A 21,335-nucleotide genomic window follows, 5' to 3' on the forward strand; every position below is an offset into this window, starting at 1 on the left:
CCGTTCTCACCATCGACCCGACCACACCGCGTCCCGGCGCCGCCGGAGAGACGCAGGAGGCAGGCCACCATGAAGTCCCTGATCGACAACGCCCGTTCCTTCGCCGCGACGCACGTCGCGGACCCCCGGAACGCCGCGGCCTTCGAGGCCCTCGGCGCCGGGCAGTCCCCCGAAGCCCTGTTCGTCACGTGCTCCGACTCGCGCGTCGTGCCGGCTCTCATCACCGGAGCGCGCCCCGGCGAACTCTTCGAACTCCGTACGGCGGGCAATGTAGTACCGCCCTACCCCTCCGCCGGTCTCCCCGACCGCGTCGGCCACCCCATGAGCGAGGCGGCCACCATCGAGTACGCGGTGTGCGTGCTCGGAGTCCGCGACATCGTCGTCTGCGGGCACTCGCACTGCGGCGCGGTGGGCGCCCTGGTGCGCGGCGAAGACCTGTCGGCCGTCCCGGCCGTGCGCGACTGGCTGGAGCACTCCGTCGCCCCCGACGACGCCCTGCGCTCCCTCACCCCCACCTCACCCGACGTGGCGGAGGCGGTCCAGACACATGTCCTGTCGCAGGTGGAGAGGTTGCGCGCCTACCCGTGCGTGAGCGAGCGCGTCGCCGACGGTTCACTCACCCTGCACGCCTGGTACTACGAGGTGCACACCGGCATCGTCTCCGCCCACCGCCAGTCGTCCGACGGCCGCTCGGCGTTCGGCCCGCTGTGAGTTCCGCAGCGCCCCTCCGCCCCGCCCGCTCCCACGACAGGACTCCCCACCCTCATGTCCTCCACGAAGTCTTTCCTCTCGCTCTACCGCCCGCTGCGTGAGCCAGGTGTCCTGCGCCAGGACATCCTCGCCTCGCTCGTCGTCTTCCTCGTGGCCGTGCCGTTGTGCGTCGGTGTGGCCGTGGCATCCGGTGTCCCCGCCGAACTCGGCCTGGTCACCGGCATCGTCGGCGGCCTCGTCGTCGGCTTCCTGCCGGGCAGTGCCATCCAGGTGAGCGGGCCCGCCGCCGGACTGACCGTGCTCGTCTTCGAGGCGGTCCAGGAGTTCGGGCTCGGCATGCTCGGTGCCATCGTGCTGCTCACCGGCATGCTCCAAGTCACCCTTGGCCTGCTGCGATGCGGCCGGTGGTTCCGCGCGATCTCCGTATCCGTCGTCCAGGGCATGCTGGCGGGCATCGGACTCGTGCTGATCCTCGGTCAGCTCTACACCATGGCCGAGGTGGCGCAGCCCCGCTCCGGGCTCGACAAGATAGCCGGGCTGCCCGGGCTCGTCTCCGACATCCTGGGCAGCACCACATCCCTGACCGCCGCCGCCGTCGGCCTCGGCACGATCGCCGTCCTCGTGCTGTGGCCGAAGGTGCCCGCGGCCGCGAAGCTGGTCCCCGCCCCGCTGGCCGCCGTCGCGCTGGCCACCGCCGCTGTCGCCGGGCTGAGCCTGGACGTGGCGACCGTGACGGTACGCGGCCTCGTCGACGCCGTTCAGCCGCCGGGTCTCGGGGACCTGGCGGACCTCGGCAGTGTCGCCGTGCTCGGCACCGTGCTGGCGTTCACCCTGATCGCCTCCGCCGAGTCGCTGTTCAGCGCGGCGGCGGTGGACCGTATGCATGACGGTCCCCGTACGCAGTACGACAAGGAACTCGTCGCCCAGGGCGTCGGCAACACGGTGTGCGGCGTGCTCGGCGCGCTGCCGATGACCGCGGTCATCGTCCGCAGCTCCGCCAACGTGCAGGCCGGTGCCCGCACTCCGCTCTCCCGCATCCTGCACGGCGCCTGGCTGCTGCTGTTCGCCGTACTGCTGCCCGCCGCGCTCGGCATCATCCCGCTGGCGGCCCTCGCCGGTGTCCTGGTGCACGCGGGCTTCAAGCTGATACCGGTCAAGGAGATCGTCCCGCTCGCCCGTGCCCACCGCGGCGAGGCCATCGTCCTGGCCACCACGGCGATCGCCATCCTGGTCACGAACATGTTCGAGGGCGTGGTGCTCGGCCTGGTCCTCGCGGTGGTCAAGTCCGCCTGGGACACCTCCCACGTCCAGGTGGACCAGCGGGAGCTGCCCGACGGCCGGCTGATCGTGACCCTGACCGGGAACGCCACGTTCCTGAGGCTGCCGCGCATCCTGGAGACCCTGGAGGCCATGCCCAAGGACCGGCCCATCGAGCTGGACCTGACCGTGGTGCGCCACCTGGACCACGCGTGCCGTACGACGCTGGAGAACTGGGCGCTGCGGCACAACGACAGCGGCACGGAGGCGGTCCGGATGCGGACGCGTCCGGCGGATGCCGACGCCGATGCCGATGTCGACGCCGAGGCCTCCGCACTCACGGGCGAACGGGCGTGCGGGTCCGACTCCGGGCACGAGCACAAGCCCGCCGAGGCCCGCGCCCGGAGCTGAACGCCAGCTGTCCCCGCACGACGTCCTGTCTCGCCGTGCGGGGATGCGGTGCTGTGCCCAACAGCCCGCTTTTTCCCTCAAGTAGCGATCACCTATGGAGGTTTCACCATGGAGCAGCTCATCAAGCGCATGACGGAAGAGTCCGTGTGGCAGAAGTGGGTCGCCGCCAACTCGGCCTCGGGCGGCGCCACGCAGTCCGCGAAGAACGGCTGCATCAGCGCGACGCCGAAGAGCGGGTGCATCAGCGTCACCGGCAAGACCGGCTGCATCTCCTGACCCGCTGAACCCCGCGGGGCCGCCGCCACGGCCGTCCACGCCGTGGCGGCGGCCCCGCCTCTTGTCCTTCTGGCCCCCGTCCCGCCCCGCCCCCGGAGCCGCCTTGAACCCCGTGCCGAGCGCCGACGTCCTGGACCGCATCCGCGACATCCCCCTCTACCGCGCGTCACTCGACCGCGGAGACTTCCCGATCCTGGAGAAGCCGGAGATCGCCCGGGGCTTCCCCGACAACTGGATGACCCCCGAACTGGCGCGCGCCCTGGAAACGGGCGAGGCGGAGTTCGTGCTGTCCACCGGGACCAACCACGCCCGCATGCAGCTCATCCGGCCGCCGTACTTCCTGCTCCGCTCCTACTACCGCCTGTGGAGCGAGCACCCCGACCTCGGCCCGCTGTGGCACGACGGTGCCCGGCGGATCTCCTTGACCACCGTTCTGGCCACCGAGCACGTCGCCCGCGTCAACTCCCGTAAGCCCGGCGCGACTCCGGGAGAGCGCTGGCTGGACGACCGGACGCTCTACCTCAACCGTCGCCTGGACCCCGCCGAGTGGGAGCGCCCGGAGGTCGAGCGGATGCTCGCGGAGATCCGTGAGGTCAGCGCCGCGCACCCGCGGGGCTCGTACCTCCTGGACTGTTCCGGCTACCACCTCGCCCATCTGGTCGGCAAGGTCACCGAGTGGGACCTGTGGGACGCGTTCCCGCGGCCCTCCGGGATCATCCACGCCTATGAGTACACGCCGGCGAACGTCCGCGCCCGCCTGCGCGACCGCTTCGGCTGCCCCGTCGTCGACCTCTTCGGCAGCACGGAGCTGGGCTACCTCTTCTACAGCGACGCGCAGGGCGCCTACCGCCCCTATCTGCACGACATGAGCGTGGAGTTGATCCCGGTGACACCGGGCAGCGGCATCCACAGCCTCATCGTCACCAGCGTCCGCAACCCGTACATGCCGCTGGTCCGCTACCGCTCCGGTGACTGTGTCCGCACCCACGACGGAAGCGACGACCCGCGGCGGATCGCCTCCTTCTGCGGCCGTGAGAAGGAGTTGCTCGCCACGCCCGACGGCCCTGTCGCCCAGGCCGACCTGGACGCCCGTATCGCGGCCGTGAGCCCCGAGGTCTTCCTCCACCAGCTCCATCTGCTCGGTGACGACCGCTGCCGACTGTGGTTCACGACGTTCGACGGGGCGCCGCTCACCTCCACCCAGGAGGCCGAACTGACGGGTTCCGTCAGCGCGTTGACGGGACGCGCCGCCGCCGTCGAGCACCGTACGCACATCCCGATCGGCCGCTCCGGCAAGTACGCGTGGCTCACCACCGCGGACCCGGCCTGACACCCCACCGCAGCCCTGCCCGAAACCGCAGCCCTGCCCGAACTCACGCCCGACAGGACTCCGCCATGCACCCCACCACGACGCACCCGTCCCCCGCCCTCTCCCCCGAGGCGGCTCCGACCGCCCCGGAGCTGCTCGGCGAGGCCCTGCACGACGAGGTGGTCCGGCACTTCACCGCGAAGCCCGGCGCGCCGGACGCCACCCACGTGACGTACCAGGTCCGCGAGTGCCTCCGCTACCTCTACCTGATCTCCCGGCACCCCGACCGGCTCGGAGGTCTCTTCCTCCCGGTCGAGCAGGACATCGACGAGATCTGGCACTACCTCATACTCCAGACCCGCGAGTACCGCGAGCTGTGCGAACAGCGGCTTCCCGGGGGCCACTTCATCCACCACCGGAGCATCGCGTACGACGCCTACCAGTCGGCGCCGGGCCGCGAGAGGGCCGCCGAGGAGGCACTGCGGTGGATTCCCCTGTACACCGCGGCGTTCGGCCCGTTCGACGAGCACGCCCTGCCCCACTGGACGGTCGTACGGTTCCTGCACGACGAACTGGGCCTGTCCCTGGCGGAGATAGCCGCCCTGGAGGGCTGACCTCCGGCGCTCGACGCGCGCGGCCGTCGAGCGCCCCGGGCCTCTCCCGCCGTTCGGAGCACCGGAAAACGTACTGTACGATTTCTCTTGAGCTCGCCACCGGGAAGCCGGTGACAGGCCCGGCGTTGGTGGTCCAAGGAAAGGCGCCCCACTTCCTGTGGGGAGATGCAGGTGCAAGGCCTGCCCAGCGCTCGCGACAGACCCCGGTCTCCGCCATGGAGGCCGGGGTCTTCTTGTTTCCTGGGGCCTATCGCTTGCGGGCACAGTCCTGGGTGTCGAGGAGTACCCATGTCCCGTTCTTCTCGATGTGCTCCGCGATGGTGAAGTGGTCCTCGTCGATACGCGTGATGTCGCTCCTGATGACCGCGTGCTGTTGCAGCTCGCCGAGGACGAAAGACCCGGTGAGGACGAAATGGCCGTCCAGCCATCCGGGGGACGTCGAGGTGCCCTGTATGCCGGCGTCGTCGAAGTAGTAGGAGACGAACGCGGAATCGACCCGGTCCCAGCCGAGCACCCAGCTGCCCCGGATTCTCTCCTTCTTCCGGGGCCGTACGTGGGTGAGGTCCAGCTGGTAGTAATGGCCGCCCAGGATGGGGCGGACGCGGGCCGTGCGGACCGCTCCCGTGCGGAACAGGCAGCGCAGCGACCCGAGCAGGAAGTCCAGGTCATGCATGCGCTCCGAGGGCGGCGGTCCGCCCGTCGGCGCGGGCCTGGCCACCGCACCGAAGGGCGCGCTCCTGTTCCACCCGGTGGAGCCGGTCCGCCGCCGGGCCGGGGAAAAGCCACGCGCCGCGAGGAGACCCCTGTTCTCAGCAGTCATCATTTCCGCCCATCCAGAAGTCGACCGGAAGGTGCATCCGTACGCAGGTGGCACGTCGGGAAAGGATCACCGACCCGTGGCCGATCGCAGCGCTCTTCGAACAGGAAAGGGCCATTTGCTGCAGCGGTTCTCCCCTAAAGGCGTCCGGCGCCCTCGCGTGGCGCGGCGGCAGCAGGGCGTCCCTTGATGCTGGCATCGCGACGACGGGGACCATAAGGCCGCTTTCCGGCCATACCGGGGTGAAGGGTGTCGCGTGCGCCCCCCGACACCATTTGTTCACGCCCCGCATTAATTCCGGACGCGTTACCTGGCGGTAAGTCTTCATGCGGAAACCACACGCTCTGCACGTCCTCATCCCTCAACTCCCCCACCCCGAGGAGCCCTTACGTGGTCACGTCCCGCAACGCACGGTCGACGGCGCTCGCGCTCGCCACAGCTGTCGTGGCGCTCACCGCGGCCGCCCTCCCCTTCCAAGCCTCGGCCGCCCCGAGCGGTTCGCGCGCCGCCCCGCCCGCCGTCACCGCGCACGCCGAGACCCCGGCCCTGCACGACGACGAGGCGGGCGGCGACGCCGACGCGGACGACCCGGCCATCTGGCGCGACGCCGCCGACCCGGAGCGCAGCCTGGTCGTCGCCACCGCCAAACAGGGCGGCCTGCGCGTCTACGACCTGGCCGCCCGCGAGGTGCAGTCCGTGCCCGCGCCCGCCGCCCCGGGCCCCGGTCACGCGCCCGGCCGCTTCAACAACGTCGACCTGGTGCACGGCCTGCGCCTGCCCTCGGGCCGCGCCGACCTCGCCGTGACCAGCGACCGCGGTGGCGACCGCCTCCGCTTCTACCGCATCGACGGGAGCCGCGCGGGCCGTCCCCTCACCGACGTCACGGACCCCGCCGTGCCGCCCGTCTTCTCCTCCTCCCAGGACGAGATCGACGAGCAGCGCACCGCGTACGGCCTCGCCACCTGGACCGACAAGGCCACCGGCCGCTCCTACGCCCTGGTGAGCCGCCGCGAGCGGACGACCGTCGCCCTGCTCGAAATCGTGCCCGGCGCGGGCGGCAAGGTCGGCTACCGCAAGGTCCGCACCCTCGATCTGCCCGCCGACTTCCGGCTGCCGAACGGCACTTCGTGGTCGCCCTGCGGTGAGCCGGGCGAACTCCCGCAGGTCGAGGGCATGGTGGTCGACCCGGCGAACGGCATGCTGTACGCGGGACAGGAGGACGTCGGCATCTGGCGGATGCGCGCCGACCTGACCGGCACGCCGAAGCTGGTGGACAAGGTCCGCGAGTACGGCGTCCCCGGCACCTACGACGACGAGACCGAGGAGTGCGTCGCGGGCGCCGATCCCGGCTACGGCGGGACCCGTCTGGCCGCCGATGTCGAGGGGCTGACGCTGCTCACGGAGGCGGACGGCGACGGTCACCTCCTCGCCTCCAGCCAGGGTGACGACACCTTCGCCGCGTATGACCGCGAGCTGTCCGACGACAACGAGTACGAGGGCGGGTTCCGCGTCACCGCGGCGTCCGCCGCCCTCGACGGCTCGGAGGAGTGCGATGGCGCCGCCGCGCTGGCCGCGCCGCTGGGCCGTGCGTATCCGCGTGGGTTGCTGGTCGTGCAGGACGGTCATGATGCCCCCGGGGATGGGGAGCGGCCCTCCACCAACTTCAAGTTCGTGGACCTGGGTGAGGTGAGGGAGGCCGTCGACGACTGACGGCTTGGCGCGCTGCGGGGCGGGTTCGGCTGGGCGCGCGTCGTTGGGGTGCGGGTGTCGGTGCGGTGCGGGGCCGATTCGGCTGAGCGCGCAGTTCCCCGCGCCCCTTACGGGGCGCGCTGAGTGGTCAGTGGCGCAGGCTCATCCGGTTTGACCTGGCCGTGGCCACGAGTTCGGCCACCGTGGCCAGTTTGACGCGGGGGCGGCCCGTCTCCTTGCCTCGGGTGCGTTCGGCTCGGTCGATCGCGGCCAGGCCCCGGGCGTCGATCACCCGGCGGTTGCGGCGGCGGGCCAGGCGGTGGAAGGAGCGGGGGGTGCGCCGCGGCGCGGGGAGCGCTCCGGCGACCGCGTCGGCCAGGAGGGTCGTGATCGTCTCGGCGGCGCAGGTGCGGTTGGCGCCGATGCCTCCCGTGGGGCCGCGCTTGATCCAGCCCACGACGTACGTGCCGGGGTGCCCGGTGACCCGGCCGGCCTCGTGCGGCACGGTCCCGCTGTTCTCGTCGAAGGGCAGGCCCGCCACCGGTACGCCGCGGTAGCCGATCGCGCGCAGCACCATGCCCGCGCGCACGGTCCGCTCCCCCGCATCCGAGGCGACGCGTACGGCCTCCACGCGGCCCTCGCCGAGCACTTCGCGGGGTGTGCAGTGGAAGCGCAGCACGATGCGCCGCCCGGGTGCCGGCGGCTCGTCCCAGTTCGGCCGGCGGCGTGCGACGCCGCGCAGGGCGGCGGCCTTGCCGTGCGGGTCCGCCGCGTCGAGGGCCGCGGCGGTCCGCGGGTCGTGGTCGTCGACGACCAGCTCGACGCCCGGCACGTGCTTGAGGGCGAGCAGTTCGGAGGTGGTGTAGGCGGCGTGTTCGGGTCCGCGGCGCGCGAGCAGGACGACCTCGCGGACCTTGCTGCCCCGCAGCGCCGCCAGGGCGTGGTCGGCGATGTCGGTGCGGGCCAGGGTGTCCGGGTCGGCGAGCAGGATGCGGGCCACGTCGAGGGCGACGTTGCCGTTGCCGACCACGACGACGCGCTCCGCCGACAGGTCGACGGCGTCCGGCGCCGCGTCCGGGTGGGCGTTGTACCAGGCGACGAAGGCGCTCGCGGAGAGGCTGCCGGGCAACTCCTCGCCCGGGATGGACAGGCGGCGGTCGGCGGACGCGCCGACGGCGTAGATCACCGCGTCGTGGTGGGCGGCTATCTCCTCCGGGGTGACGTCGGTCCCGACGTCGAGCCCGAGGTGCATCCGCACCCTGGGGTGGGCGTGGAAGCGGGCGAAGGTGTCGCCGACCTTCTTGGTCGCGGGGTGGTCGGGCGCCACGCCGTACCGCACGAGGCCGCCCGCCACCGGCAGCCGGTCGATCAGGGTCACCTCGGCGCTGGTGTGCAGCAGCAGGTCCTGCGCGGCGTACATGCCGGCCGGGCCGGTGCCGACGACGGCGACCTTCAGCGGGGCGAAGTCCGCGGGCAGGACGCGCGGGAACTCCGGCTCGCCCCAGGCGTGGAAGTTCGGCCCGTCGTGCTCCGGTCGGGCCGCCTCGGCCTCTTCGTAGTACGCGGCGTTGATCGCGGCGTACTCCTTCTGCGCGGCGGGCAGCCGGTCCACCGGGAAGATCGCGTCGACGGGGCAGGCGTCGGCGCAGGCGCCGCAGGCGATGCAGGTCGCGGGGTCGATGTGCAGCATCTCCGTGCTGCCGAACGCCCGCTCCTGCGGCGTGGGATGGATGCAGTTGACCGGGCAGACGGCGACGCAGGTGGCATCGCTGCAACAGGTCTGGGTGATGGCGTACGTCATGTTCGTGGACTCAGCTCGGCTCAGATGAGGTGGGCGCGCTTGTAGAAGACCAGCGCCGGCCTGGTGAGCAGGCGGCACGAGGCGAGGAACTCCATGAGGCCGGCGCAGCTGGAACGCATCATGGACTTGTGGTGCTCGTTGGCCTTCGCCTCGGCGAGCGCGCGCTCCTCGTCGAGCCCCGCGGTCGCGTACACCCTGCGGTTGACCATGCTGGTGACGATGACGTACGACGCGATGGCGATGACCAGGGCGTTGATCTGGCGGCGCACGCGGCCCGCGCCCGCGAGGCGCTTGCGCGTCTGGTCGCGGGCGAACTTCATGTGCCGCGACTCCTCGACGACATGGATGTTGTTGATGGTGCGGACGAACGGCACGACCCGCTCGTCCCGCATCCAGTCGCGCTGCATGACGTCGAGGACCTCTTCGGCGACGAGGATCGCGGCGTAGGCCGCCTCGCCGAAGGCGACCGACTTGAAGACCCTGCCCAGTTCGACGGCGAGGCGGTGCGGCCGGTAGGCGGGCGCGCCGAGCTTCTGCGCGCCGCGGGCGAACATGATGGAGTGCCGGCACTCCTCGGCTATCTCCGTGAGCGCCCACTGCACCTCGGCGCTGGTCGGGTCCTTCGCGTAGACGTCGCGCAGCACCATCTGCTGGAGGATCATCTCGAACCATATGCCGGTGCTGGCCACCGAGGCGGCTTCCTGGCGGGTCAGCTCCTTGCGCTGCTCGTCGGTCAACTCCTGCCAGTACGCGGTGCCATAGAGGGTGCTCCACTCCGGGCTCGCGCCGTGGCAGTTCCGGTCGAGCGGGGTCTCCCAGTCGACCTCGGTGGCGGGGTCGTACGCCAGGACGGCGGCCGAGTCGAGCAGCCGCCGGGCGATGTCGCCCTCCGGGGAGTGGTCCTGTGTGCTCGGCCGAACAGTGCTGCTTGCCATGGAGCGGCTCCTTGACTCGGACGTCAGGGCAGGGCCCGCGGCAACGCCACGCGGCACGCCACGACCCCCTTGTTAGACAGACCGTATAACAAGGGGGTCGGATAGGCCTACCCCCCGGTAAATACGAGCGGGGGCGCGGGCGGTGGGCCATGTGGTGCGTGCCGAGCGGGGCGTTACGAGCGGGTCACCTCCTCCGCGGCGGGCGTCCACCGAATCCGCGTACTGCACACGGCGACGACGAGCGCCGAGGCGGCGACGGCCGCGAAGCCCCACACCAGGCTGCTCGCGTGGGCGATGAAGCCGATCAGCGGCGGCCCCGCCAGCAGGCCCGTCGTCCCCATGGCGGCGACGAGCGTCAGCGAGTCCGAACCCTGCCCCGCCGCCGCCACGTACACGCACGGGGTGACGGCCGCGATGCCGAGGCCGACGCACGCGAAGCCGAGCAGGGCCGGTACCAGGCCGCCGCCGAGCAGGGCGAGGATCAAGCCCGCGCCCGCCAGCACGCTTCCGGTCAGCACGACGCGGCCGTCGCCCCAGCGGCCGCGCCAGCCGTCGGCGAAGAGGCGGGCGACGACCATCATCCCGGAGACGACCGCGATGCCGAGGGGCGCCAGCTCCGCGGAGGCCTCGGCGACGTCTTCCAGATAGAGGGCCGACCAGTCGTTCATGGCCCCCTCGGTCACGGTGCCGAACGCCATCGCGACGCACATCCACAGCGTCATGCGGGAGGGGATGGACCACTTCCCGGCACGTTTCTTCTTCTCCTTCTGCGCTTCCGGCTCCGGGAGTTGCTCCTCCGCCAGCAAGCCGGTGCGGGCGTACGCCACGAGGAGGAGCAGGGCCGCCGCGGCCACCCCGAAGTGCGCGGTGACCGATGTCGTCACCGTGGTCATGCCGGAGGCGAGCAGCGCGGCGAGCAGGGAGCCGCCGCTGAAGGTCGCGTGCAGCCGGGCCATGGCGTTGCGTGCGAACGTCGTCTCCAGCGCGGCTCCTTGGGCGTTCATGGCGACGTTGAGGCAGCCCACGAGGACGCCGTCGACGCACAGGACCAGCAGCGCGACGGGGTAGTTCGGGGCGGCGGCCAGCGCCGGGAGCACCAGGGCCAGACAGAGCGCCGACCAGAGCGCGAGACGCTGTGAGCCGAGGCGCCGCATCAGCGCGGCCACCACGGGGAACGACACGGCGGCACCGACGCCCGCGGCCATCAGCAGGACGCCGACCTCCGCCGCGCTCAGGCCGAGTTCGTCCTTGAGGGCGGGAATCCGTGCCGCCCAGGTGGCGTACTGGAAGCCGAGCGAGCAGAACAGCGCCGCGATCGCCAACTGGCTCCGATGGAAAGGATCACGCACGTGCGGCACCCGCCTCAGCCCACTTCTCTGTCTCTTCGCGCGGGACCGGCCGGGCCGGCACCGCCTGGTACATGTACACGGCGGTCGGGCCGTAGCCGGTCGGGGTCACGGGGCTCGCGGTGAACCCGCGGGCCGCCCAGAACGTCTCGCTGCCGCCGACGGCCACCAGTGAGATCTGCTCGTACCCACCGGTGCGAGCGGTCGCCGTCAGGTGGTTCAGCAGGTGCCGGGCGAGGCCGCGGTGCCGCAGGTCCTCCGCGATGACGATGTCGTGCAGATGCAGATTGCGCGACGGGGGTGCGGGCTTCTTTTCGGTCCCCCGCAGGTCCGGGTAGGCGGACTCCGGGTAGGGCAGGGCCAGCAGGTAGCCCGCCAGTCGGCCGCCAACCTCCAGCGCGAAGCACGTGGCTGGGGACGCATGCGCCTTGGACTCCAGCGCGGCCCGGCCCTCCGTCAGGCCGAGGCGGCTGTAGGCGTGGGACTCCAGGGCCACGATGGCGTCCCAGTCCCCGTCGGCGACGTGACGTATCCGTATCTCGTGGTTCACGTGTCCCCGCCGTCCGTCCAGCTGTACGGAAGCGGGCTGAAGCCGTTGAAGCCCTGCGTCATGTAGCTCGTCGCGTACGCGCCGCAGGACATGACCCAGACGGGGTCGCCGGAGGCCAGTGCCTTGGGGACCGGGACGAGGCCGTGCTCGTGGGAGAAGGCGTCGTCGCTGTCGCAGGTGGGGCCCGCCACCACGGCCGGGACGGACTCGGCGTCTCGGTGCGAGGGGAAGACGAGGCGGTACTGCACCTCGTCCATCTCGTACAGGCCGTTGAACTTGCCGCAGCTCAGGTAGAGCCAGTACTGGCGCTCGCCGTCCGGTCCGCGTCGCGCGGACAGCCGGGAGACGTGGGCACGGATCGCGCCCTGGTCCGCGATGAGATAGCGCCCCGGTTCGACGACGAAGCCGAGCCGGTGGCCCGGGATCTCGCGCAGGCGTGCCATGCCTTCGCGGATCACGGTGAAGATCTTGTCCATCGGCGGGTCGAGCGCTCTGCCGTGCTTGTCGCGGTAGCCGAGCGCGGGCAGGCCGCCGCCCAGGTTGACGTGGTCGAGGTGGATGCCGCGCCGGTGGAGGGCTTCGAGCGTGTCGGCGATGCCGTCGAAGGCACTGCGCCAGGCGTCGGCCGTCATCTGCTGGGAGCCGACGTGCACGGACAGGCCCGCGGGGGTCAGGCCGAGGTCACGGGCTCTTTCCAGGATGGCGACGGCATCGGCGGGCGGGCATCCGTACTTGTTGCTCAGTCCCCACAGGGCACCCTCCCCGGTGGTCGCGAGGCGGCAGAACACCCGGGAGCCCGGGGCGCGTTCGGCGATCGCGGTCACGTCCTCCAGGCTGTCGGTCGCGAAGTCCGTGATGCCGAGGCGGTGTGCGGCGGCGATGTTCTCGTCGGACTTGACGGTGTTGCCGTAGTGCATCGCGGTGACGGGGAAGCCGGCGTCCAGGGCCTGCTCCACCTCGCGGGGGCTCGCCGCGTCGGCGCCGCAGCCGCGTGCGGCCAGGCGGGCCAGCACCTCGTCGACCGGGCAGGCCTTCATAGCGAACCGGACGGCCACGCCCGGCAGTTCGCGGCGCAGCGTGTCGTAGCGCTCCTCGATGCCGGGGAGGTCGAAGACGATCTGGTCCTCGGTGGCGGCCGCCAGGGCGGCGAGGAGGCGCCCGGCTTCCTGCGGGTTTCCGCGTGCTTGGCGGGCAGCGGGCTGTGGCAGGCGTACGGCCTCGTGGGTCAGCGCGGCGTTCACGTCGGCCGTCCCGCCGACAGGAGCGGTCCGGCTTCGCGGCTCGCCCGCACCAGGGGCTCCCAGGCCTCGGTCAGCAGCGCGAAGTCCTCGATGTCGCTGCGCGCCTCGTCCAGGAGGCGCTCGCGGCGCGTGGCCAGGATGTCGGCGAACCGGGCGTACCTGCCGCCGAGTCTGCGGTAGGCGGCGTCGACGCGGTCCAGGCGCCGGACGTTCTCGGCGCGGTCGAGCGTGGCGCTCTCCCTGGCGAGCGCGCTGATGACGGAGGCCCGGACGTGGCCCTGGCCGTCCAGGAGCGTCTCCCCGGCGGCGGCCATCCGCTCGTAGACGTGGTGGAAGTAGAGCATCGACAGGAAGAACTTGACGAAGCGCGTCTGGTACGCGATGAAGCCGGCGTCGGTCCTGCGTTCCGCGGTGTAGTAGTTCACGATGTTGCGGTTGTGCAGGACGCCGGGCAGCGCGGCGTCGTAAACCAAATGAATAAGGAAGTAGTCGCTGCCGATGGTGTCGGTGGCGGGCGGCAGCGGCACATGTTCGTGCACGCCGTGGAAGCTGATGTTGCACATGTCGACGCGCATGGGGTCGACCAGGGTCAGCGTCGCGCGGTCGCCGGTGAACGGTTCCGTACCGGCGCCGCGGAAGGAGTCGTCGACGAGTTCCCGCTTCTGCTCGTCGGACCAGTGGTCCGGCGCCCAGAGGCTGACGACGTCGTAGTAGACCTCGGGGTCGAGCCCGCGTATCTCGCCGATGTCCACGGACAGCTCCCCCACGAACGAACTGCCCACCATCGCGACGCGCTTGGCGGCGTGGCGTTCGTCGAGGACCGTCGCGACGGGGCCCCGCGCCGCGTCGGCGGCGCGCTTGCCGAGGGACATCAGCTCGTGGTGGATGGGGTGGGCGGGCTCGCCGTCGAGGGTCTGGTACCGGCTGTCGGAGTCCCTGCGGTGCACGGACTCGCAGCCGAGCGCGGCGGCGATGAGGAAGGCGCGGTTGGTGCACGCGCCATAGGAGAGCCCGTCCGGGAGCATCAGCTCCAGCATCAGTTCGGGCTTGGCGACCTCGGCCCGGCCGATCACGTGGCGCAGGAAGTCCCGCTGCTGCGGCTCACCGAGGTGGTGCGTGACGACGTGCGGCACCTCGCCGAGCGCGTGGACGGCGTCCGCGTGGGCGGCGAAGGTGTCCGGGTCGGAGGAGTCGAGGATCAGCAGGTGCACCTCGACGTCGAAGTGCGCGGCGGCGTAGGCCGCTTCGCCGCCGATCGCGGCGATCGTCTCGGGGCAGGCCCGGTTGGTGGGAAGGGTCAGGCAGATGCGGCGCATGCGGCGTCCCCGATCGGCTGGTCGAAGTCCTGGCCGGTCCACGAGGTGAGACCGAGCAACTTCTCGCCCAGGTCGTTCAGCGTGGCGGTGCCGTAGCGCAGGGACTCGTGCTTGTCGCGGTCGCCCAGGAGCGTGGCGTTCCAGTCGGGCGTGGCGAGGGTGCGCCAGGACTCGACCCGGGAGCGGCGCAGCTCCTCGTGGGTCTCCAGGGCGGGCATCATCGACAGGTACTGGACGGCGCGGACGCCGCTCGCGGAGGTGTTGGGGGCCACGCCGTGGGCGAGCAGGCCGTTCCAGATCAGCAGGTCGCCGGCTTCCAGCTCGGGCCGTACGACCGGCATCTCGTCCCGGTCGATCGCGGGGCGGATCGGGTCGCGGTCGTCCGGCTGGAGCGCCTTCCACCGGTCGAAGCGGCGGAACAGCTCCGGGCAGCACTGGAAGCCGCCGTGCTCGTCGCGGGTGTCGTCCAGGGCGATGATCCCCTGCACCCGCTGGGGCAGCACGCCGAGGGTGGTGTCGACGTCCCAGTGGAGGTTGATGTCGAAGCCGCGCTCGGTGGGGGCGATCAGGGAGCGGGAGCGGTTCTTGACGTTGGGGGGATTCAGGTTGAGCCGGTCCAGGGTCACCCAGAGCTCTTCGCAGTCCCATACGTCGGTGAAGGCGTCGTAGACCCGCCGCGTCTGGCGGCTGTCCCAGATGAGCTGGTGGTGGTAGGCCTCGACGAAGCCGTAGACGTGCAGCTCACGGTCGAGGTCCGAGCGGAACTCCCGCTCCTCGTACCAGGTCTCCGGCCGCCCCCGGTCGAGCCCCTGGAACTCCCAGGCGAAGTCCAGCAGGTTCTTGGCCGCCTCGGCGGGGATCGCCTGCTTGACGACGACGTAGCCGTACGTCTGCCAGAAGGCGAAGTCCTCCTCGGACAGGACCTTCAGCGGCCGGGTCTTCTTCAGGTCCCGCAGCTGGGTCTGCGCCAGGTACGTGTCTCCGTCGGAGCTGAAGTACGGGACGGCACTGGCGGCTCGGTGGAGGTAGCGGTCGGAGGCTGGCATGGCGTGCTCCAAGGTTGGTCTGTTTCGGGGCGGCACGGCGGCGGAGGCATGCGTCCCCCGGGAAACTCCGCGCCGGACCGGCGGGGCCGCTTCAGGTCGGCCGGGGCGGCGGGTGACACATCCGCCCCACGTCGAACTTGCGTACCATCAAAATGGACTAGACCAACGACCGCTGTCAACAATTGACTTGGGCGTCTTGTCGAGGAAAACGCGGATATTTGCCCCTGGTTCACGCGCGCGCCACGTCAAGGCGGCGGGAAAATTTGCTGTTCAACCGCCGCACCCGGCAGGCGAGTTGACCGCCTAGAACTGGCATCCGCGTGCATTGACGCCGTGCCGCCCCCGGTTCAGGGTGTTGCCCACACCGAAGCCACACGCAACGCCACCCTCCCGAGGAAGGCCTCTCATGCGAAGACGCGTCTTTGTCCGTGGACTCGCCACCACCGGAGCGGGACTGGCCCTGCCCGCCGCCCTCCCCGCGGGCCTGGCCGGCACGGCCGCGGCCGCGCCGCGCCCCGCGTCGGCCGCCGCGTCCTGGCGGGAAGTCCCCGCCCCCGGCGGGCAACCGGCCTCGCGCCTTTACGGCGTGGCCGCCGCACGGCCTGATCTGGCCTGGGCCGTCGGCACCCAGGGCCTCGACAGCACCAGTGACGGCACCGCCATCGCCCTGAGCTGGGACGGCACCGCCTGGTCGGCGACCGATCTGTCCCACCTGACCTACGCCACCCTGCGGTCCGTCGCCGTCAGCCCGTCGGGCGGGGCGGCCTGGGCCGTCGGCACCGACATCGCGGGCCACGACCAGCTCCTCACCTGGGACGGTACGACCTGGCGCGAGGCCTCGTTCCCCGGGCGCGGGGAGGCCGGGACGCAGGTGACGGATGTGGCGGCCGGTCCGGACGGCCGGTTCTGGGTGTCGGGGCGGCACGGCGGCCGGGCGGGGCTGCTGCGCGGCGACGGCAAGACGTGGCGCTGGTGCCGGCCGCTGCCTGACGAGGCCGCGCCCACGCCGAGCGGCGTTCATGTGACGCCCGGCGGCGAGGTGTGGGTCTTCGGCGACGTCATCGCCCGCTGGGACGGCGCCTGGACGGTGATCCCCCGCCTGCTCGGCATCCGCGCCTCGGTCTCCGGCCTGCTGCCCGTCGCCCACGACGACATCTGGCTGACCGGATGGGGCTACGGGATCGGCGGACCGGCGGACAAGCCGCCGTCGGTCCGCCTCGAACACTGGGACGGCACGAAGTGGAACGGCGTGAAGGGGCCGTTCGGCGTCGGCATGCTGACCTCGATCGTCGGCGACGCGCACGGCAGGCCCGACCGGATCTCGGGCTGGGACTTCTGGGACCAGAAACGCGCTCACTACCTGCGCTGGGACGGCACGGGCTGGGTGAGCGAGCGGGGCCCGGAGACGCCTTCCGTGGCCCTACCCGTGGCGCTCGCGCGGATTCCCGGCACGGACGGCGGCCTCTGGTCGGTGGGCACGACCTCCTTCTATCCGTACCCGCCGGCCCGGAACCGCGTCGAACGCCTCGGCTGAGGCCACGGTCCCAAGCTGCCCCGCAGAGGGCCGTCAGCCGCGCGGGACGATCCCGTAGTCGAACGCGACCGTGCCCGGGTCGACGGCCGTCACCCCGCCGTCCACGGTCAGCGCCGCGCCGTTGACGAACGACGCGGCGGGCGAGAGCAGCCAGGTGATCGCCTCGGCCACCTCCTCCGGCCGGCCAGGCCGGCCGGAGGGGATCAGCCGGGTCGCCTCCTCGTACGCCGCTTCGGCCCCCCGGTCCCCCAGCCCCGCTTCGTCGGCGAACCGCGTCATCCGCCGGTCGGCCATGTCCGTCCGCACCCAGCTGGGGCAGACCGTGTTGGCGCGCAGCCCGTCCCGGCCGTAGTCGACCGCCAGCGAGCGGCACAGCTGGAGGAGCGCCGCCTTCGACGTGGCGTACGCGGCGTTCGCCACGCCGTTGCGCAGCGCGGCGACCGACGCGACCGCGACGACCGAGCCGCGCGCGGCCAGCAGATGCGGGAGGGCGGCGCGCATCAGGAGGAAGGGGCCGGTGAGGTTGGTGCGCAGCACCGTCTCCCAGTCCTCGTCGGACAGGTCGCCGACGGCGCCGCCGCGCCCGAGCCCGGCGTTGAGCACGAGCCCGTCGACGCGGCCGTACGCCGTCACGGCCGCGTCGACCAGACCGGCGACGGCGTCGCGATCACCCGTGTCGGCGGGGTGGGCCAGCGCCCCGGTCTCCTCCGCGACGCGGCGCAGCGGTTCGGCGCGGCGGCCCGAGACCACCACGCGGTGGCCCTCGGCCCGCAGTCGCCGCGCGGTGGCGGCCCCGATGCCGGTCCCGCCACCGGTGATGATGACAACGCGGCTCTCTGTCATGCCTGTTCAGCCTCCGGACGCAGTCGTGAGCACGTGGCGCGATTCCCCGTGATGATACGGAGACGCCCGCTCACGGCCGCGTCCGGACGGTACGGTCCAGCCATCCGGCCCGACGGGGCCGGATGAAGGGTCAGGCGGGGCCGGATGAAGGGTCAGGCGCCGCTCACTCGTCGATCGCCGCGCCGAACGCCGCGCCCGTGCCCGGCGCGCCCAGCGACGACGCGCCGTACGTCCAGGAGCCCGACGCGACGACGCCGCCCGAACCGGCCGACAGGACCCACACCACGCCGTCCCCGGCGTTCTCGCCCGGCGCGGCCGCGAGGAGGCCGAAGCGGCCGTCGTTGTTCGGGTCCGTGAGCCGCACCTGAGCACCCCACTTGTCGCCCTTCTCGGGCACGCCCGGGATGTCCGCGGAGTCCTGGTCGAACGACTTGGCGCCGGTCGCCGTCATCCCGTTCTCCGAGCCGCGCAGCACCCACACCGCGCCCGCGTCGGCGACGGTGCCGATGTCCTCGCCGGGCGCGCCGATCGCCACGTCCGCGTAGCCGTCGCCGTCGGTGTCCGCGACGGACAGGTCGGCGCCCCAGCCGTCCCCGCGCTCGGGGTTGCCGGGCACGCCCGCGGAGCCCTGTGTCCACCACTTGGCCTCGGTGCCGAGGCCGTCCGCGGTGCCGTAGCGCACGCCGACCAGGCCGCCGGTCATCGTCTCGCCGCCGTCGTCCGGCGAGGCCGGCTCGCCCGTCACCAGGTCGTCGTAGCCGTCGTTGTCGATGTCGCCGGAGGCCGCCGCCGGTCCGCCGCGCAGCTCGCCCTTGAACGTGAGGGCGTCGGCGCTCCCGGCGAAGTGCAGGGACCAGCCGTGCCCCGGCTCCTCCGGTCCCGTGGTCACTCCGGAGACGACGAGGTCGGCGTAGCCGTTGTCGTCGTAGTCGCCGGTGGTGAGGGACTTCGGCTCGATGGGGCGCTGCTCGGCGGCCGCGGCGAGCCGCTGCGTGTCCTTGCGGCGCAACGGGGCCTCGCCGGGCTGCGGGGAGGCGTCGTACACGAACAGCTGCAACCCGGCGCGGTCGAGTACGGCGAGCACGTCGCCCGGCGTGTCGCCGGTGAGGTGGGCGGCGGCGAGACCGCGGCCGAACTGGGCGCCCTGGGTGGGGTCCTGGGTCTGGAGCCAGTCGCTGGCCGCCCCGGTGAGCCCGTCCTTCGAGCCCCACAGGACCGCGACGCCACCGGCGTCCGCCTGGTCGCCGAGGTCCTCGCCGGGGATGCCGACGATCGCGTCGTCGTAGCCGTCGGCGTCCAGGTCGCCCGTGGCGAGGGCCTTGCCGAAGGCGTCGCCCGCCTCGGCGGCGCCCGCCATGCCGGCCGTCGCCTGGCTGAACCGGTCGACGTTCGTGGTGCCGATGCCTCTGGTCGAGCCGTACTGGACCGTGACGAGCCCCGCGCCCTTGTGGCCGCTGACCGTGGCGCCCGGGGCGCCGACGAGTACGTCCTCGTATCCGTCGCCGTTGAAGTCGCTGTTGCGGTCGTCGGCGTGCGTACCCCCAGGGGTGCCGGCGAAGGCGGCGGGGGCGGCGGCGATACCGGCCCCGGTCAGCAGAAGGAACGAGGCCGCGGCGAGGGCGGCCGAACGGTTCTTGCGCACGAGCGGCTCCTGTGAAGGAAGGTGGCCGGGCTGGCGCGGGGGTGTCCGGAAAGGGCCCGTTCCTTGTCCGGCGCCCTGTTCGACACGGCATGCGCGCAAAGGGTTGTACGGGGCCTGCAACCCCGTCGCAACGTGCCGACGGGAAGCATCGCCGCATGGACCGCCATGAGAGCCACGAAAGCCATGAGGGTCGTGAAGGTCATGAGGGCCGCGAGAGCCACGTGGGTCCTGACGGGCTCCCCCGCGTGGAGCTGACGCCCGCCGCGGCCGACCTGCTGCGGGTGCTGCGGGGCAGGCACGGGCCGCTGATGTTCCATCAGTCCGGTGGCTGCTGCGACGGCAGCGCGCCGATGTGTTACCCGGACGGGGAGTTCCGCACCGGCGATTCGGACGTACTCCTCGCGTCGCTCACCGTGCCAGGTGTGGCCGAGCCCATACCCTTCTGGATGTCGAAGATCCAGTACGAAGCGTGGCGCCACACCCGGCTGATCGTGGACGTGGTGCCCGGGCGCGGCGGCGGTTTCTCGCTGGAGTCTCCCGAAGGCGTACGTTTCCTGATCCGTTCCCGGGTGGTCGGTGCCTGGTCACCGACCCCTGGTGAACTCCGTTGACCGCTGGGAGAGTTGGGGCCCGGCCGACCCCAGGGGGGAATCTGTGACGCGGTGGAAGCGGCAGAACTTGCAGACACGGCAGACACGGCACACACGGCACACACGGCAGGCACCGCGGACCCGGCACGGCAGACGGCGCAGAACGGCCCTCGCCCTCGTCTCGACGCTCGGCACGCTGGCCGGTGCGGCTCTCACGGGAGCGGCACCGGCCAGTGGCGTCGACGGGGACACCCGGCGGGTGGCGGCCACCCGCCTCGCGCCGGGGGTGCAGTACCGGTACTTCGACGTCCCGGCCTCGCGCGGCACCGCCCGCGCCCATGTGCTCGACGTCGACCTGCGCGATCCGCGCACCGCCGTCGGCCTGCTGTACCCGGGCAAGATCGCCGCGCGCTCGCCCGTCTCCGCCCTCGCGGACCGGGTCGGCGCGGTCGGCGGCATCAACGGCGACTTCTTCAACATCACCGAGACCCAGCACCCCGGCGTCGAGGCGACCGGCGCGCCCGTCGGACCGGCCATCGCCAACGGCCGCGCGCTGAAGGCCGCCGTACCGGACGGGCAGCGCTTCGGGCCCGCCATGCCGCCGGGCGTCACCACCGAGGCCGTCCTCGGGGTGGGCGTGGACCGAAGGGCCCGGCTGGACAAGCTGACGCTCGACGGTGAGGTGCGCACCCGGGACGCGCGGCTGCCGCTGGGCGGACTCAACCAGTACGCGCTCCCGGTGGGTTCCGTCGGCGCCTTCACCGGCGACTGGGGGGCCGCCTCGCGGGTGCGCGCGACGTGCGGCACGGACACGAACCGTGGCGCGCCGTGCAGTACCGACACCCATGAGGTGACGGTCCGTCACGGGCGTGTCGTGGCCTCGGCCGACACGCCGGGCAGCGGTCCGATCGCCGACGACAGCACGGTCCTGGTCGGCCGTGAGGCGGGCGCCCAGCAGCTGCGGAAGCTGTCGGCGGGTGACCGTGTGCGGGTCAGGCACCGCCTGGTGGCCGCCGAGTCCCGCATGCCGCTGCGCTTCGCGCTCGGTGGCTATCCCGTACTGCGGGACGGCGCGCCGCTGCCCGGCCTGGATGCCACCACCTCGGCGGTGCGGACGGCCGCCGGGATCGCCGACGGCGGCCGTCGCCTGCTGCTGCTCTCCCTGGACGGCTCCCCGGAGTTCCGTACGGGCCTGACGGTCGCGGAAGTGGCGCGGACACTGCGCGGCCTGGGTGCCGAGGACGGTTTCAGCCTGGACGGCGGGGGCTCCTCCACGCTGGTCTCGTCCACGTCCACGCTGGTGGCGCGGGCGCCGGGCGCCGATGCCGTGACGGTGCGCAACAACCCCAGCGGCGGGGTGGAGCGCCCGGTGCCCAACGGCATCGGCGTGTTCTCCCGGACGTGAGC

General features: G+C 72.2%; 19 protein-coding genes. 9 read left to right on the forward strand and 10 right to left on the reverse strand.

Annotated features, from left to right (window positions below):
* Positions 1-69: 69 nt before the first annotated feature.
* From J2N69_RS03540 to J2N69_RS03560, 5 genes are all read left to right on the forward strand, one after another.
* Positions 70-711: a carbonic anhydrase gene (locus J2N69_RS03540; RefSeq protein WP_230899411.1), complete on the forward strand. Its 642-nt coding sequence runs from the start codon at positions 70-72 to the stop codon at positions 709-711.
* 54 nt (positions 712-765) lie between these two features.
* The gene (locus tag J2N69_RS03545; protein ID WP_230899412.1) at positions 766-2,379 is read left to right on the forward strand and encodes a SulP family inorganic anion transporter; all 1,614 of its coding nucleotides are present in this window, start codon (positions 766-768) and stop codon (positions 2,377-2,379) included.
* A 108-nt stretch (positions 2,380-2,487) separates the two neighbouring features.
* Positions 2,488-2,655 carry a hypothetical protein gene (locus J2N69_RS03550; protein WP_167516016.1) on the forward strand — a complete coding sequence of 56 codons (168 nt, stop codon included), beginning with the start codon at positions 2,488-2,490 and terminating at the stop codon, positions 2,653-2,655.
* 103 nt (positions 2,656-2,758) lie between these two features.
* A complete protein-coding gene (locus J2N69_RS03555; RefSeq protein WP_230899413.1) occupies positions 2,759-3,985 on the forward strand; it encodes a phenylacetate--CoA ligase family protein in 1,227 nt (408 codons plus the stop codon).
* Between the two features lie 65 nt (positions 3,986-4,050).
* A complete protein-coding gene (locus J2N69_RS03560; protein ID WP_230899414.1) occupies positions 4,051-4,578 on the forward strand; it encodes a glycine-rich domain-containing protein in 528 nt (175 codons plus the stop codon).
* 247 nt (positions 4,579-4,825) lie between these two features.
* On the opposite strand, the gene J2N69_RS03565 is transcribed toward J2N69_RS03560, so the two are convergent.
* Positions 4,826-5,251, reverse strand: a complete 426-nt coding sequence (locus J2N69_RS03565) for a DUF1579 family protein (RefSeq protein WP_230899415.1) — start codon at positions 5,249-5,251, stop codon at positions 4,826-4,828.
* A gap of 534 nt (positions 5,252-5,785) precedes the next feature.
* Here J2N69_RS03565 and J2N69_RS03570 point away from each other — a divergent pair.
* Positions 5,786-7,105 carry a phytase gene (locus tag J2N69_RS03570; protein ID WP_230899416.1) on the forward strand — a complete coding sequence of 440 codons (1,320 nt, stop codon included), beginning with the start codon at positions 5,786-5,788 and terminating at the stop codon, positions 7,103-7,105.
* A gap of 127 nt (positions 7,106-7,232) precedes the next feature.
* Here J2N69_RS03570 and J2N69_RS03575 read toward each other — a convergent pair whose 3' ends face one another.
* The 7 genes from J2N69_RS03575 to J2N69_RS03605 all read right to left on the reverse strand — a co-directional run bounded on the left by J2N69_RS03575 (position 7,233) and on the right by J2N69_RS03605 (position 15,319).
* Positions 7,233-8,885: an FAD-dependent oxidoreductase gene (locus tag J2N69_RS03575; protein ID WP_230899417.1), complete on the reverse strand. Its 1,653-nt coding sequence runs from the start codon at positions 8,883-8,885 to the stop codon at positions 7,233-7,235.
* Between the two features lie 20 nt (positions 8,886-8,905).
* A complete protein-coding gene (locus J2N69_RS03580) occupies positions 8,906-9,820 on the reverse strand; it encodes an AurF N-oxygenase family protein (protein WP_230899418.1) in 915 nt (304 codons plus the stop codon).
* Positions 9,821-9,993: 173 nt separating this feature from the next.
* Entirely contained in the window at positions 9,994-11,178 is a 1,185-nt protein-coding gene (locus J2N69_RS03585; RefSeq protein ID WP_230899419.1) for an MFS transporter, read from the reverse strand.
* Positions 11,162-11,716 (reverse strand): GNAT family N-acetyltransferase, encoded by a 555-nt coding sequence (locus J2N69_RS03590; RefSeq protein WP_230899420.1) that lies wholly within the window; start codon positions 11,714-11,716, stop codon positions 11,162-11,164. Before J2N69_RS03590 ends, J2N69_RS03585 begins: the two co-directional genes overlap by 17 nt.
* Positions 11,713-12,924, reverse strand: a complete 1,212-nt coding sequence (locus J2N69_RS03595) for a type III PLP-dependent enzyme (protein ID WP_230904559.1) — start codon at positions 12,922-12,924, stop codon at positions 11,713-11,715. Before J2N69_RS03595 ends, J2N69_RS03590 begins: the two co-directional genes overlap by 4 nt.
* Before the next feature lie 29 nt (positions 12,925-12,953).
* Positions 12,954-14,273, reverse strand: a complete 1,320-nt coding sequence (locus J2N69_RS03600) for a DUF6271 family protein (RefSeq protein ID WP_230899421.1) — start codon at positions 14,271-14,273, stop codon at positions 12,954-12,956.
* Positions 14,255-15,319 carry a phytanoyl-CoA dioxygenase family protein gene (locus tag J2N69_RS03605; protein WP_230899422.1) on the reverse strand — a complete coding sequence of 355 codons (1,065 nt, stop codon included), beginning with the start codon at positions 15,317-15,319 and terminating at the stop codon, positions 14,255-14,257. The genes J2N69_RS03600 and J2N69_RS03605 overlap by 19 nt, the downstream gene beginning before the upstream one ends.
* A 406-nt stretch (positions 15,320-15,725) precedes the next feature.
* On the opposite strand from J2N69_RS03605, the gene J2N69_RS03610 reads away from it, so the two are divergent.
* Complete coding sequence (locus J2N69_RS03610) at positions 15,726-16,853, forward strand: WD40 repeat domain-containing protein (RefSeq protein WP_230899423.1); 1,128 nt, start codon at positions 15,726-15,728, stop codon at positions 16,851-16,853.
* 33 nt (positions 16,854-16,886) lie between these two features.
* Here the strand turns inward: J2N69_RS03610 and J2N69_RS03615 are convergent, their stop codons facing one another.
* Positions 16,887-17,696 (reverse strand): SDR family NAD(P)-dependent oxidoreductase, encoded by an 810-nt coding sequence (locus J2N69_RS03615; protein ID WP_230899424.1) that lies wholly within the window; start codon positions 17,694-17,696, stop codon positions 16,887-16,889.
* A 163-nt stretch (positions 17,697-17,859) separates the two neighbouring features.
* Positions 17,860-19,338 carry an integrin alpha gene (locus tag J2N69_RS03620; RefSeq protein WP_230899425.1) on the reverse strand — a complete coding sequence of 493 codons (1,479 nt, stop codon included), beginning with the start codon at positions 19,336-19,338 and terminating at the stop codon, positions 17,860-17,862.
* A gap of 155 nt (positions 19,339-19,493) precedes the next feature.
* On the opposite strand from J2N69_RS03620, the gene J2N69_RS03625 reads away from it, so the two are divergent.
* Together J2N69_RS03625 and J2N69_RS03630 are read left to right on the forward strand one after the other, a co-directional pair.
* Positions 19,494-19,949, forward strand: a complete 456-nt coding sequence (locus J2N69_RS03625; RefSeq protein WP_230899426.1) for a DUF779 domain-containing protein — start codon at positions 19,494-19,496, stop codon at positions 19,947-19,949.
* A gap of 175 nt (positions 19,950-20,124) precedes the next feature.
* Complete coding sequence (locus J2N69_RS03630; protein ID WP_230904560.1) at positions 20,125-21,333, forward strand: phosphodiester glycosidase family protein; 1,209 nt, start codon at positions 20,125-20,127, stop codon at positions 21,331-21,333.
* The last annotated feature ends 2 nt before the right edge of the window (positions 21,334-21,335 follow it).

Origin of the sequence: Streptomyces huasconensis (genome assembly GCF_021028635.1) — a bacterium.
Lineage (GTDB): Bacteria > Actinomycetota > Actinomycetes > Streptomycetales > Streptomycetaceae > Streptomyces > Streptomyces huasconensis.